Consider the following 13,152-nt stretch of genomic DNA (forward strand, 5'->3'; position numbering starts at 1 on the left):
GGTCTTCATCGCCGTCGTCGCCTACCAACTCGACGGCAAGGACTCCAAGGATGAGTTGCGTGAGCTGGCGGCGCGCACGCTGTCGGAGTTCGGTCTGACCGGCGTGATCGACTGATTGTTCTGTCCGAACGCCCTAGGTCATAGCGCGTCGGCGTCGGTGCGTGACAGCACGAGGTCGAGCCGCGCGACGCGCCGGTTCAGTACCGCGATGTCGCGAAGCCGCCGGGGTGCCTCGACGTCCCGGGGCCATAGGTAGCGCCACGCCCGGTAGTCGTTGGGCAGCTGGTAGACGTGGAAGCCGCGGTCAAGGAAAGGTCGCAGCACGTCGACAGGTCGCAGCCCCGGGTCGGCCCACCAACGGGGCGACAGCTCGACGAGCAACTCCGCCTCGGGGGCGAGAGCGTCGACGGATGCCACCATGCCCGCGAGCGCGCGGTCCTCGGCGCCCTCCACATCGATCTTGATCAGACGCGCGGTCGCCAGCTGCTCGTGGTCTACCAGTGAACCGAGCGGCGCCGCCCGCACGCGCCCCTGTTCGCGGACGGATCCGCGGTGGGCGACGGTGCTGGTCTTGCCGACGTTGGAGCTCGGCCCCGCGAACAGCGGTAGTTCGTGATCGCGATCGGATACCGCCGCGGCGACGATGCGGACGTTCGCGAGATCGTTTCTGGCGACGGTCTCTTGCAACGCCGCGACGATTGCCGGAGAGGGTTCGATCGCCACCACAGTGCCGCGTGGACCGACCAGCCTGCCGGCCAATGCGGTCAGGCACCCGATGTTGGCGCCGACGTCGACGAAGGTGTCGCCCGGTCGTAGCCGACGACGCACGAATGCCGCCAGGTCGGGTTCCCACGTTCCGAACAGGTAGAGATACGTCGATATCAGGTCGGGGAGCCGGCACCGAAAATGAAGGCCATCCTCCGTGGTGCCGTCGAGGGTCAACGGACCCCACACTGCGGCGCGGATCCAGAGCGGCACCACCGCGGCGAGGAATGGCACTAGCAGCGCCAACGCCCGCATCCAGCGTTCGACGACGCCGACGCGTTCCTTCTCCGTGCGCAACGACCGCACATAGTCGCGCCACAGCCCCACGATCCTCGCCTCGATCATTGTCAGCCGGCCAGTCCGCTAGCCACCATGAAAACCGCTTCTGCCGCAACGAGGGTGGCGATGATCCGCCATCGGCGAGGAAACGCCCAATCGTGCAACCGCAGCATGAACGCGTGCGTTTGCGCCGGCGTCGCCGAGTAGCTCAGCAGTGGGATCTCGATCACCCAAAGCATGACGACGATGAACATCATGACAACGCTGAACTGCATGAAGATGGACTGGCCCGAGGCCGCGATGGCCGCGAGCGCCACCAGATACTCGATGGCGGGGAATCCGGAGCCGAGACCGACCACGAACGCCACCCACAGATAGTCGCCTTTGAACACATTCAGGACACGGTCCCGGAGCCGGGCGAACGCGCCGGGTCTGCTCGTCCGCGCCTCCTCCACAGGCGGACCGCCACTGGTGACCGGGGTCCGCGTGCGCCGGACCGAAGAGGCCACGGCAATCAATGCCAAGACCGCGAGAATGGTTAGCCCAACCGCGATTTGAGTGCGCTGCGCACCCGGGCCCGCAGCCTGGACGGAGATCGACTGCATGAACGTCGGGTCGAATCGGTGCATCACTGTCAGCACACCCAGGCCCGCGGTGGTCGCCATGGTCATGGCTCCCAGCCAGAACATGAACAGGTTGAGCATGGGCCGCGGTCGCGAAATCAAGAGCAGGGCGATGCCGAGACGTATCGGGTTGGACGCCGCTATCAGCGCCATCGCGATGACGGTGTCCATCCGCTAAATCGCCCCTCGGCGAGCGGCGCTCTCCAGAAGATCAGCCGCCACCGCGACACTGACGGCGGGCTTGGTCATTCTCTCGGCGACTTCCCGGGCCCGGGCGGCGTATTCCGGTCGCAGAATGGACCGCAGCGCCGCGACGAGCGATTTCTCGGTGGTCCTCGAGAGGCTCTGAGCGGCACCGACTTTCAAACGCTTGACCACAGCTCCCCACAGCGGCTGTTCGTTCCTGATCCACAGGACCAAGGTTGGGATTCCGGCTCGCATCCCCGCGGCCGTGGTGCCCGCGCCGCCGTGATGGACGACGGCGCGACAGGCGGGGAAGACGGCCGCATGGTTCACCGCTCCCACGATCTTGACGTGGTCGGGGTGGGGGATGCCACTGAAGTCGTTCGCGCCGGAGCAGATCAGCGCTCGCTCGCCTAACCGCGCGCAGGCCGCGCCGATCATCGCGACCGTATCGGCGGGCGATTTGACCGGCAGGCTGCCGAAGCCGAAGTAGATCGGCGGCGTTGCGGCGGCGCTCCACGACAGGACCTCGGTATCGGCGTCCGTCGGCAGCTCCATCGTGAGCGCACCGACGAAGGGCCGCCGGCCATCCCAGCGCGCCCATTCGGCCACCAGCCCCGGAAAGCACAGCCCGTCGTAGCCCTGGATCTCGAGTGATCCGCGTTGCACGATCCGTCGCGTCGAGGACCCGGTCGCCTTCGGCAGGCCCAACTCGCGACGCTGCGCCTCTTCGGCGTGCTTGGTGGTGCGCCAATATACCCACCAGAACGCCGAAATCGCGGAGTGGATCAACGGCGATGGCACACTCGGCAGCAGCTGGCCGTTGGCCCGCGCCGGAAGGTAATGCAGCGTGGCCAACGGAATGCCATGGTATTCAGCGACATTGGCGGCGAGGCCCTGCTGGGCCACGGCAGTCAACAGCAGGTCGGCTCCGTCCGTCACCGACGCCAGCGTCGCGCCCATCTGTGCCCAGGTGCGGCTGAAGAACCCGTTGGAGTTGGACAGCAATCGAACCGGGTTCGTCTTCCTACCGAAGAGCACGTCACGCGTGTCGGGCCCGTAGTCGACCGCGGTGACCCCGGTCGCCTCGACCAGGCCACGCAGGTCGGGCGGGACCGCGATGCGCACGTCGTGTCCTCGGCGCAGCAGTTCCCGACCGACCGCGGCCTGCGGCTCCACGTCGCCGCGAGACCCGTAGACGGCCAGAGCAAATTTCATTTGCTTCTCTTGCCCCTGCTGCCGTCAAGCCAATTGGGGCTGGATTCCAGCGCCGAGGCGTTGAGGTTTCATCGCGCCACCATAGTCGGCGACACGGCTGTACACGGATTTCACCGCCTCGATGAAGCGGATCACCGATTCGCGGGCGATCGCATTATTCGGGAACAACACGACCATCTGGGTTTCGTTCTCCAGCCGATTGACTCGGATGGCGACTTGCGACGGAATCCGGCCGTCGTGGTAGAGCCTGGCATTGACACCCTCGAGGTGTGAATTGACCAGAGCGGACAGGGGAGGGACGCCCGCGTCGAGGAAAAACAGCAGGGGAGCACCCCGTTTCGGCATCCTGAGCCACGGTGCCAATTCGAGCACTCGCTCGATCGGCACGCGCGAGAGGTCCTTACCCGCGTCGAAGGACGTCTGCGCCGCGCGGGCTGTATCGGCGAAGGATCCGGCCGCGGGCACGCTGACCGGAACGAAGCCGACAAACCAGCCCGTCGTCATGAACTCGGCCTCAGTGCTGCGGGTGTCGACGGGGATGATCCCGTGATATGTTGCGGCGCCGGTCAACTCGTGTTCTACCAGGGCGGCGCAGGCGAACACGCCACCGCTGAAACGCGCATCCGCCGCCAGGCAAGCGGATTCGAACCGTGCTGTTTGTCGCTCGTCCAGCAGTTGCACGCTCAACATGTCGCAGGGAACCGACTGCCCGGGATCGCCCAGCGGCAGCGGGAATTGCGGCAGGGTGCCACCATTGGCCTCGAAGAAATCGACCCACGCGCGCACCGATGGGGACTCCACGGTCAGCGCGGCCAACGCCCGCCCCTGCCGAACGCAGAAGTCGTCATAGCTGCCCGCCGGTGGCAGCGAGACCGGCGCGCGACCGGCCGCCAAGGTGGCGTACATCAGGTGGATCTCCATGAATCCCACGCCCACGAACATCGCGTCGATGTGAAGGTGGTCGACACACACGCAAAACGTGAAATGGTCCGCGTACTGAATCACCAAGAAGCGGACGGAGTCCCAACGAAGCGGATTCGGGGTGCCGAGGATGAGGCTTCGCACCTCGGGCGCCGACATCTCGCCATGCTTGATCGGGGCGTACTTGATATGGCGGGGTTCGGGCAGCGTCCGCCGGACGATGCGTTCGTCGTCTCCGTACTCGAACCAACTGTGGTACGTGTCGTGCCGGCGAAGGTGTGTGTTGATGACGTGCGTCATGACGCGGATGTCGCACTGGCCGGGTATGTCCCAGCCGGCGGTGAGCAGTCGTGACATATCGATGCCCCGGCCGGCATTGTCGCAAAAGCGCCGGATGTGTTGGGCCTGTTGGTAGCTGGCGGGCACTGGGCTTTTCGGTGCCTGCCGGGCCTTCTGGAGCGACGCAGGCGATGCGTGCCAACTGACAACGGAGCCCGTGGCCGGTGCCCACTGGTGGATGGGTCCCACTTCCACTTTGCCTACTAAGACCACGGTCCCTCTCCTATGCTCCGGGTGCGACTTCCAGCGGACACTGCGACGACGCCGCCGGGGTTGTCATACGGAAACTGTCTCCGGGTCCGCCAGTGCGTCGCACAGGTGAGCGGCCAAACCTCGAACGGTGGTGATGTCCGTGGATTTGATCCGCACTCCTGCCTCGGCTTCGATACGCGTGCGTACTTCGAGATTGCCCAACGAGTCGAGGCCGTATTCCGACAGCGGCCGATCGGGGTCGACGTTGCGGCGAAGGACGAGGCTGACCTGCTCGGAGACCAGACGCCGAAGCCGGGTGGGCCACTCGTCGTGGGGCAGCGTATTCAGTTCGGCCAGGAATCGTGTTGTGCACGTTGCGTTTTTGCCCATGGACTGGAACGCTTCGGCGAACCGGCTGCGCTGCGCGAACGCGGTCAACCACGGTGCGTCGATCACCGGCGCACACCCCGCGTACGCCCGGTCGTGGGATAGCAGTTTCTGGAATGCGTATGCGCCCTCGTCCGGAGTGATGACGGCGCCTGCGTCTTCCGCGAATTCCGTGGCACGACCGATCTCGCCCCAGGCGCCCCACGCGATGGTGGTCGCGGGAAGACCCTGGGCCCGTCGCCAGTGGGTGAAGGCGTCCAGCCAGCTGTTGGCCGCGGCGTAGGCGCCTTGACCGGGCGAACCCACCAGCGCGGCCGCCGAGGAGAACGAGCAGAACCAGTCCAGGGGCTGGTCCCCACAGGCTTGGTGTAGGTTCCAAGCACCATGGACCTTTGGCGCCCAACAGCTTTGGAGCATCTCATCGGTGATGCCGGTCAGTGTCGCGTCTTCGAGCACCGCCGCCGCGTGCAGCACGCCGCGGACGGGAAGCCCGGTGGCGGTGGCCGCCGCCACCAGCCGCTCCGCCGTTTCCGGCTGGGCGATGTCGCCGCATTCCACCACGATGTCCGACCCGATGGCCCGGACCAGCTCGATGGTTTCCTGCGCCCGTCGACTCGGCGCCGAGCGCGAGTTCAGCACGATGCGCCCGCAGCCCGCCGCGGCCAATCTCTCGGCGAGGAACAGCCCGATGCCGCCCAGGCCGCCCGTGATGATGTAGGAACCGTCGGCGCGAAATGCCCGAACCTGATCCGGCGGCAGCACGGCGCCACTCTCACCGGACCGCGCGACGTCGAGGACAAGCTTGCCGGTGTGTTCAGCGGCGCTCATCACCCGGATTGCGGTGGCCGCGTCAGCAAGCGGGTAGTGCGTGCTCTGAGGCATCGGCAGCACACCGTCTGCGGTGAGCCGGTACACCGTGCTCAGCAACTCCGCCACCTGACCGGGATGGGTGATCGACATCAACCCGAGGTCGACGCCGTAGAACGCGAGGTTGCGACGGAACGGGAAAAGCCCCAGCTTGGTGTCGCCGTAGATGTCACGCTTGCCGATCTCGACGAACCGTCCACCCGGCGCCAGCAATTTGAGGCCGGCGAGTTGTGCGGCACCGGTCAACGAGTTGAGCACGATGTCGACGCCGTACCCGTCGGTGTCGCTGCGGATCTGTTCGGCGAACTCGACGCCGCGTGAGTCGTAGACGTGCTCGATGCCCATGTCGCGCAGCACTTTACGACGCTTCGGGCTGCCCGCGGTGGCGAAGATCTCCGCTCCGGCGGCCCGCGCGATCGATATCGCGGCCTGACCCACCCCGCCGGTGCCGGAGTGGATCAACACTTTGTCCCCGGCCTTGATGCGAGCGAGATCGTTGAGGCCGTACCAGGCGGTGGCGTGCGCGGTGGTCACGGCGGCCGCCTGCGCGGGCGCCAGGCCCGGGGGCAGTGTGACCGCCATCGCGGCAGCACAGGTAACGAACGTGCCCCAGCAGCCGTTGGGGGAGAGGCCGCCGACACGGTCACCGACCTTGTGGTCGGCGACATCGGGCCCGACCGCGGTCACCACACCCGCGAAGTCGGTACCCAGCTGTGGCAGGTGCCCGTCGAAGCTCGGGTGGCGGCCGAAGGCGAGGAGGACGTCGGCGAAGTTGATGCTGGACGCGGTGACCGCTACCTCGATCTGGCCCGGACCGGGTGGAATGCGTTCGCAGGCAACGAGTTCCATCGTCTGCAAGTCGCCCGGGTTCCGGATGTCCAACCGCACCCCGTCGTGCTCATGACTGACGATGGTGGTGCGCCGTTCCTCGGGGCGCAACGGGCTGATGTGCAAACGCGCCGTGAACCACTCGTCGCCGCGCCAGGCCGTTTCGTCTTCCTCTGATCGGCTGAGCAGTTGTCCGGCGATCTGATCGGCTTCGGTGTGCTCGTCGGTGTCGATGAGGGTGGTTCGCAGATGCGGGTGTTCGGTGCCGATCACCCGCAGTAGCCCGCGCAGCCCGCCCTGTTCGAGGTTGACGGCGTCGGCGTCGAGCACCGTCTGGGCGTTCCTCGTCACGACATACAGCCGCGCAGGCTCGCCCTGGATGTCGGCGAGTTCGCGGGTCAACCGCACCAGGTGCTGGACGTATTCGCCACCGCGCGTGGCGCATTCGTCATCCGGGTTGCCGTTCTTCGGCCCCGTGAGCACGACCGCACCGGTGAATCCGCCCGCGGCAAGCTGATTGCGCAGCAGCTCAGCGTTGGCGGCGTGGTCGGCACGCTGTGGCCAGCAGATGGTCGTGCACTCCGCGCCCAGCAGCTTCAACGAGTCGGTCAGCCTGGTGGCCATGACGTCCGCCGTAGCGGAGGTGCTGATCAGCAGCCACCTCCCGGCGTCGTGCGCCTGCGCCTGGGGAAGCTCGCGACGTTGCCAGTCGATGGTCAGCAGTCGCTCATTGAGCACGCGATCGCGATTCGCACCCTCGGGGGCACCGGTGCCGATCTGCAGCCCCTGCATGGTCAGCAGAACGGTCCCGTGCTCGTCCAGTACATCGAGGTCGGCTTCGAATCCGATACCGACCCGCCTGACCATCTTCGTGTAGCAGTAGCGGGCCGTGCGGGCGGAGGCGTGGGACCGAATCCTGCGGACGCCCAACGGCAAGAGGAGGCCGGTCTCACCAGCGCTCTGGATTTCGGAATGCGCCCCGACCGATTGGAAACAGGCATCCAAGAGGGCGGGGTGAATTCGATAGGCGCCCTGCTGCGAACGGACGGTTGCCGGCAACGCGACCTCGGCCAGCACCGTGGCGGCCGTTTCGCTCGGTGTGTGTACGGCGGCAAGGCCGGTGAAGGCGGGGCCGTACTGCACACCGCGTTCGTCGAAGCGCAGTCGCACCTCGGCGCCCTCCGTGCGGGATGAATGGGCCGCGAGCAACGCGGGCATGTCGAACGCGGCCGGTTGCTCCGCGAGATCGGCCGCGTGCAGGGTCGCCGCGGTCCGCCGCACCCGTTCGCCCTCTCCGAAGGTCTCCACCGTGAACTCGACGACACTCGGTGAGGTCAGCACCGCGAGCGTCGATACCGGCATCTCGTCGTCGACCAGCAGCATCTGCTCGAAGCGGACATCGCGAACCTCGGAGGCGTCACCCAGGACGGCGCGCGCCGCGGTCAGCGCCATCTCGCAATAGCCGGCGCCGGGAAGTGTTGCCACACCATGTATTTGGTGATCGGCCAGCCAGGGCAGCGTCGCGGTTCCGATTTCGGCCTGCCATGCGTGCCGCTCCGGCTCTTCGGGCAGACGCACGTGGGAACCCAGCAGCGGATGCACGGCGACCGTGGACCCGGTCTGCGGCCGATGGTCCTGACCGTCGCCGCCGAGCAGCAGGTGTCGGTGCGTCCAGGCCGGCAGCGGTGCGTCCAGCAGCCGGCCATCGGGATACAGCGTCGAGAAGTCCACCGCGGCGCCGGCGCTGTGCAGGTCCGCCAGCAGGCCGCGCAGCCCATGCGGCAGTGGCTGCTCGCGTCGCATGCCGGCCAGCGAGGCCACCAGCATGTCGAGGCTGGCGGCCGTCTGCTCGACGGCATAGGTCAGCAACGGGTGCGGCGACAGCTCAGCGAACACGCGATGGCCGTCTTCCAGCGCGGCCTGCACGGCCGCCCCGAACCGGACGGTGTGACGCAGATTGTCCAGCCAGTACTCCGCGTCGCAGAACGGCTCCTCGCGCGGGTCGAACAGGGTCGCCGAGTAGTAGGGGACCTCCGGCGTCATCGGGTTCAGATCGGCGAGTGCGTCGGCCAGGTCATCCAGGATCGGCTCGACCTGGGGCGAATGCGACGCGACGTCAACGGCGATCTCGCGGGCCATCACGTCACGCCGTTCCCACCCCGCGACCAGCTCCTTGACCCGCTCCGTCGCACCGCCGATGACCGTGGACTGCGGTGAGGCGATGACGGAGATCGCCACGTCGTCGATGCCGCGGGCCATCAGTTCCGAAAGCACTTGCTGGGCGGGCAATTCCACCGAAGCCATGGCGCCGGCACCGGCGATCCGTGACATCAGCCGAGAACGGCGGCAGATGAGAAGCAGCCCGTCTTCCAGCGACAGCGCTCCCGCGACCACCGCGGCAGCGGCCTCGCCGAGGGAATGTCCGATGACCGCGCCCGGTCGCACCCCGTAGGACCTCATCGTGGCCGCCAGCGCGACCTGCATGGTGAAGATGGTGGGTTGCACCCGGTCGATCCCGGTCACCGCGCGCGGCGCCGACATCGCCTCGGTCACCGAGAATCCGGATTCACGCGCGATCACCGGCTCCGCCTCGGCGACGGTGGCAGCAAACACCGGTTCGTTCGCCAGCAGCTCGGCACCCATCTGAGTCCATTGCGAACCCTGGCCCGAGAACACCCACACCGGCCCGTGGTCGTCGCGTCCGAGCGCGGCCCGGTACGGAGTGTCGTCGTCGGCGACCCTGCGCAGCTCCTCGGCCAGCTCCTCGGCGCTGCTGGCGATCACCGCCGTGCGCACCGGCCGGTAACCGCGCCGCCGCGCCAGCGTGTAGGCCAGGTCCGTCAGCTCCACCGAGTCGGCGCGTTCCTGCGCCCAGCCCGCCAGCCGCTTGGAGGTTTCCCGCAGTCCATCCGCGGAGCTCGATGACACGGTGAACAACAGCGGGCCCTCTGCCGTGGATTTGACGTCGTCGCGCGCCGCGGCTGTGGGCGCCTGCTCCACAATGGCGTGGGCGTTGGTGCCCGACACGCCGTACGACGAGACGGCCGCGCGCCGAGGTTGCCGGCCGTTGGTCGGCCACGCCGTATTCTCTTGCGGCACAAAGAGGTTAGTATCAATCTTTGCAAGCTCATCGGGCAGCCGGGTGAAGTGCAGATTCTGTGGTATCTTGCCATGCTGTAAGGCCAGGATCGCCTTCATCAGGCCCAATGTTCCTGCGGCCGACTGGGTGTGGCCGAAATTGGTCTTCACCGACGCGAGACCGCACGGACCTTCGGTGCCGTAAACCTCGGCCAGACTGGCGTATTCGATGGGGTCGCCGACCGGAGTGCCGGGACCGTGCGCTTCCACCATGCCGACGCTGCCTGGGTCCACACCCGCCGCGGCCAGCGCCGCCCGATATACCGCCGTCTGCGCGGTTGCCGACGGCGTGGCAATGCTGGCCGTCCGGCCGTCTTGGTTGGCTGCGGTGCCGCGCACCACGGCCAGGATCCGGTCACCGTCTCGCAGCGCATCCGGCAGCCGTTTGAGCAACACCACGGCGCAGCCCTCGGAGGACACGAATCCGTCCGCGTCGGCGTCGAACGCGCGACATCGTCCGGTGGCCGACAGCATGCCCTGTGCCGAGCCCGCGGCGAGCTTCCGCGGCTCCAGCAGCACCGTGGCGCCCCCCGCCAGTGCGAGGTCGCTTTCACCGTCGTGCAGGCTGCGGCATGCCATGTGGACGGCGACCAGCCCGGACGAGCAGGCAGTGTCGACCGTCAGTGCCGGCCCGTGTAGCCCCAGGGCATGGGCGATCCGCCCAGATGCCACGGCGAAGCTGTTGCCCATGAACCCGTACGGCTCCTGCAGCGCGCCCGCGTCCGCTGTCCGCACCGTGTGGTCGTCATGCATCAGGCCGACGAACACGCCGGTTCGCGAGCCGGCCGCCGTTGCCGGGTTGAAACCCGCATGCTCCATGGCCTCCCACGAGGTTTCCAGCAGCAAACGGTGTTGCGGATCGATCGCGGTTGCCTCGCGGTCGCTGATCCCGAAGAACTCCGAATCAAAGCCCGCAACGTCGTCGATGAATGCTCCCCATCGGCATACGGAGCGTCCGGGCACGCCGGGTTCGGGGTCGTAGTGTTCGTCGGCATCCCAACGGTCAAGCGGGATTTCGGTGACGAGATCATCGCCGCGTAGCAACGCCTCCCACAAAAGCTCGGGGGATCCGATCCCTCCGGGAAGCCTGCAGGCCATCCCGATGACGGCAACCGGGGTCACCCGAGTCTCATTCACAGTCGTTCACCTCATGTGGGCGGCGGATAGTGTCGGTAATGATAATCGTTTCCAATTAGGCCCGTAAAGAACACGGGGTGGTCAGCATCGACGCGGTCGCTTGCCGCCATTCCGGACCGGCATCCCGCCACTGGGCAAAGGATCGTGACCACGATGCCGCAGGGATAAAAAGGTCATAGCGGGTTTGTGAAATCGTTGCAACTTGGCAATCAAACCATTCTCGGGATAGCAAAGAATTTCCCTCCCTAAGCCCCGACGGTGGAATGCCCCCGCGCACCGTGTAAAGAGCACGGCTATCGGCCTAGTGCTCGAGTCGATTAGATCGCGACCGTTACGGACAAGCAAATTATGGCGTTTCGCGTAATACGCATCGTCGGAGAATCCGCAGAAAAGCAAGGTGCTGGTCGTGTTAGCGGCGTCGGGTTTGGCAAACCAGTTTCCGCCCAGGTGATCGTCATGACAGGTGGTGTCCAGCGGGCGGCCCGCGCGGCTGTTCGAGCAACCGGCTGCCGGAACGCGCGACGTGGGAGGGATTATGCGCGTTCGGCCTGGCGGTTTCGATCATTTTTCGTTCGAAAAACCCCGCACCTCGATGTACTCCTCGAAGACAGCGGGTAGTCGCTGGCTACCATTGCCGATGAACGCGACGGCGTTCCGCCTATATCCGGAGTGCTCATACGATGACAACAGCGCGCGTGCCCAAATTGCCGCTCGACGAAGCCAGGGCCGCGGCCGACGAAGCGGCCGTGCCCGACTACATGGCCGAACTCAGCATCTTCCAAGTGCTGCTCAACCATCCGACGCTGGCGCGCGGGATCAACGATCTGCTTGCCACGATGCTCTGGCACGGGACCCTGGACCCGCGGCTGCGCGAGCTGGTGATCATGCGGATCGGTTGGCTCACCGCGTGCGACTACGAATGGACTCAGCACTGGCGCGTGGCGTCGAGACTGGGCGTGACGCCCGACGATCTGCTCGGAGTGCGCGACTGGCAGAGCCACGACCAGTTCGGGTCAACGGAGCGAGCCGTGCTGGCCGCTACCGATGACGTGGTGCGCGACGGCGCGGTGAGTGCCACGAGCTGGGCGGCGTGCGAACGCGAATTCGAAGGCAACTCAACGGTTCTCATCGAGCTCGTCACCGCCATCGGGGCGTGGCGAATGATCGCGTCCATTCTGCACAGCCTCGGTGTGCCGTTGGAGGAAGGCGTGTCCAGTTGGCCGCCCGACGGTCGATCACCGGACTCGTAGCCAACCCGGGTTTCGCGCGAAACCCATTGACTTATCAATGAGTAACTCTTAGCGTCCTGCGCATGCGGACCAGAGTCGCTGAAATGCTGGGCGTCGAGTTTCCCATCTGCGCCTTCAGCCATTGCCGCGACGTGGTGGCGGCGGTGACCAATGCCGGCGGGTTTGGAATCCTCGGTGCCGTCGCGCACAGTCCCAAGCGGCTCACGAGCGAGTTGACGTGGATCGAGGAGCAGACGGGCGGCAAGCCCTACGGCGTCGACCTGTTGCTGCCGCCCAAATACGTCGGCGCCGAAGAAGGCGGAATCGACAGCAAACAGGCCCGCACGCTGCTGCCCGAGGAGCATCGGGCGTTCGTCGAGGAACTGCTGGCCCGCTACGGCATCACGGCACCCGCCGAGGAGTCGCACGCGTCGGCGGGCGGCCTGAACATCTCGCCCAAGGGCTACGAGCCGCTGCTGGAAGTTGCCTTCGCCCACCGCATTCGGCTGATCGCCAGCGCTCTCGGGCCGCCGCCCGCGGATCTGGTCGAGCGCGCTCACGGCCACGACGTGCTGGTGGCCGCGCTGGCCGGAACCACCCGCCACGCGCAGCGGCATGCGGCCGCCGGTGTCGACCTGATCGTCGCGCAGGGCACCGAGGCCGGTGGCCACACCGGCGAGGTGGCGACCATGGTGTTGGTTCCCGAAGTCGTGGACGCCGTCGCGCCGACGCCGGTGCTCGCCGCCGGCGGCATCGCCCGCGGTCGCCAGGTCGCCGCCGCGCTGGCGCTGGGCGCCGAGGGTGTGTGGTGCGGGTCGGTGTGGCTGACCACCGAGGAGGCCGAGACGGTGCCGGTGGTGAAGGAGAAGTTCTTGGCCGCAAGCTCTTCCGACACGGTGCGCTCGCGCTCGATGACCGGCAAGCCGGCCCGGATGCTGCGCACCGCGTGGACCGACGAGTGGGAGCGCCCCGACGCCCCCGCCCCGCTCCCGATGCCGCTGCAGAGCGCCCTGGTCGCCGAGGCTCAGGAGCGCATCCAGCGCTCG

Annotated in this window: 7 protein-coding genes; 2 read left to right on the forward strand and 5 right to left on the reverse strand. The window is 66.9% G+C overall.

What is annotated here, in order from left to right; genetic code table 11:
* Nucleotides 1-138: 138 nt before the first annotated feature.
* From JOZ00_RS23160 to pks2, 5 genes are all read right to left on the reverse strand, one after another.
* Nucleotides 139-1,092 carry an FkbM family methyltransferase gene (locus tag JOZ00_RS23160; RefSeq protein ID WP_293348652.1) on the reverse strand — a complete coding sequence of 318 codons (954 nt, stop codon included), beginning with the start codon at nucleotides 1,090-1,092 and terminating at the stop codon, nucleotides 139-141.
* A gap of 20 nt (nucleotides 1,093-1,112) precedes the next feature.
* Nucleotides 1,113-1,838 (reverse strand): GAP family protein, encoded by a 726-nt coding sequence (locus JOZ00_RS23165; RefSeq protein WP_293348655.1) that lies wholly within the window; start codon nucleotides 1,836-1,838, stop codon nucleotides 1,113-1,115.
* 3 nt (nucleotides 1,839-1,841) lie between these two features.
* A complete protein-coding gene (locus tag JOZ00_RS23170; protein ID WP_293348658.1) occupies nucleotides 1,842-3,068 on the reverse strand; it encodes a glycosyltransferase in 1,227 nt (408 codons plus the stop codon).
* A gap of 24 nt (nucleotides 3,069-3,092) precedes the next feature.
* Nucleotides 3,093-4,517 (reverse strand): condensation domain-containing protein, encoded by a 1,425-nt coding sequence (locus tag JOZ00_RS23175; RefSeq protein ID WP_293348670.1) that lies wholly within the window; start codon nucleotides 4,515-4,517, stop codon nucleotides 3,093-3,095.
* An 87-nt stretch (nucleotides 4,518-4,604) separates the two neighbouring features.
* Complete coding sequence (gene pks2 / locus JOZ00_RS23180) at nucleotides 4,605-10,877, reverse strand: sulfolipid-1 biosynthesis phthioceranic/hydroxyphthioceranic acid synthase (protein ID WP_293348661.1); 6,273 nt, start codon at nucleotides 10,875-10,877, stop codon at nucleotides 4,605-4,607.
* Nucleotides 10,878-11,557: 680 nt separating this feature from the next.
* Here pks2 and JOZ00_RS23185 point away from each other — a divergent pair.
* A complete protein-coding gene (locus JOZ00_RS23185) occupies nucleotides 11,558-12,127 on the forward strand; it encodes a carboxymuconolactone decarboxylase family protein (RefSeq protein ID WP_293348664.1) in 570 nt (189 codons plus the stop codon).
* 62 nt (nucleotides 12,128-12,189) lie between these two features.
* Nucleotides 12,190-13,152 (forward strand): nitronate monooxygenase (locus JOZ00_RS23190; RefSeq protein ID WP_293348667.1); only part of this gene is annotated, 963 nt, incomplete at its 3' end.

This window comes from Mycobacterium sp., assembly GCF_019243155.1.
Taxonomy (GTDB): domain Bacteria; phylum Actinomycetota; class Actinomycetes; order Mycobacteriales; family Mycobacteriaceae; genus Mycobacterium.

Bases quoted from the DNA above. Each gene is read 5' to 3' on its own strand.
- JOZ00_RS23170 (WP_293348658.1), bottom strand. From the start codon at position 3,068: ATGAAATTTGCTCTGGCCGTCTACGGGTCTCGCGGCGACGTGGAGCCG.
- JOZ00_RS23165 (WP_293348655.1), bottom strand. From the start codon at position 1,838: ATGGACACCGTCATCGCGATGGCGCTGATAGCGGCGTCCAACCCGATA.
- JOZ00_RS23185 (WP_293348664.1), top strand. From the start codon at position 11,558: ATGACAACAGCGCGCGTGCCCAAATTGCCGCTCGACGAAGCCAGGGCC.